Source organism: Streptococcus sp. GMD4S (genome assembly GCF_000296955.1).
Genome location: NZ_AJRE01000342.1, coordinates 1 through 749, shown reverse-complemented (window position 1 = coordinate 749; position 749 = coordinate 1). Strand labels below are relative to the sequence as shown.

The 749-nt window shown below is 41.3% G+C and carries 1 protein-coding gene; it reads right to left on the bottom strand.

Annotated features, from left to right (window positions below; all coding sequences use genetic code 11):
* Positions 1-300: 300 nt before the first annotated feature.
* Positions 301-749: DALR anticodon-binding domain-containing protein (locus tag GMD4S_RS09790; RefSeq protein WP_000321405.1), on the bottom strand; the 449-nt coding region annotated here is incomplete at its 5' end.

Here is a 749-nt window from a genome sequence, read left to right as displayed (position 1 = left end):
AACCAAGCTAAGTACAACGAGGATATAAGCATATTGGCTCATAAGGAATCTCCCAGTGTGATAAAGAAATAGTAAAAGTGAATAAATTATTTCATTGAACAGCTGCAAGGCCGAACAAAATATAAATGTTATTTTGCTCAATCGTTCGGATTGCTTTCAAGTAATTTAAAAGATTACGACATGAGCCTAACCAAATCGATATTATTTGGTTAGGTGAATTAGTGAAGCGCCTAGCCAAAGTCCGAATAGGATTTGGCGTTAGTTACTTAGATTGCTCCGCAATCAAGTAACTTTGGCGATTTACATCTTCTCCGGCGCTTCTACTCCGAGCAAACGAAGGGCTTCTTTGAGGACGACTGCGGTTGCGTAGCTGAGGGCCAGACGACTGTCGCGCTCAGGACTTTCATCTAGGATACGTGTATGTGCATAGTACTTGTTAAAAGCTTGAGCCAAACTAATCGCAAATTTCGCAATGATAGAAGGTTCAAAGTTATCTGCTGCACGATTGATAATACGTGGAAAGTCTTGGAGTAGTTTAATGATTTCCCAGCTTTCAGCATCATTCAGGCTATAGTTGCTAGCTGTATCTGGTTTGAAATCGGCTTTGCGCAAGATAGATTGGATACGAGCGTAGGCGTATTGAACGTAAGGTCCAGTTTCTCCTTCAAAGGATACCATAGCTTCAAGGTCGAAGTCATATCCATTTGTACGGTCGGTCTTAAGATCATAGAACTTGATAGCCCCAACTC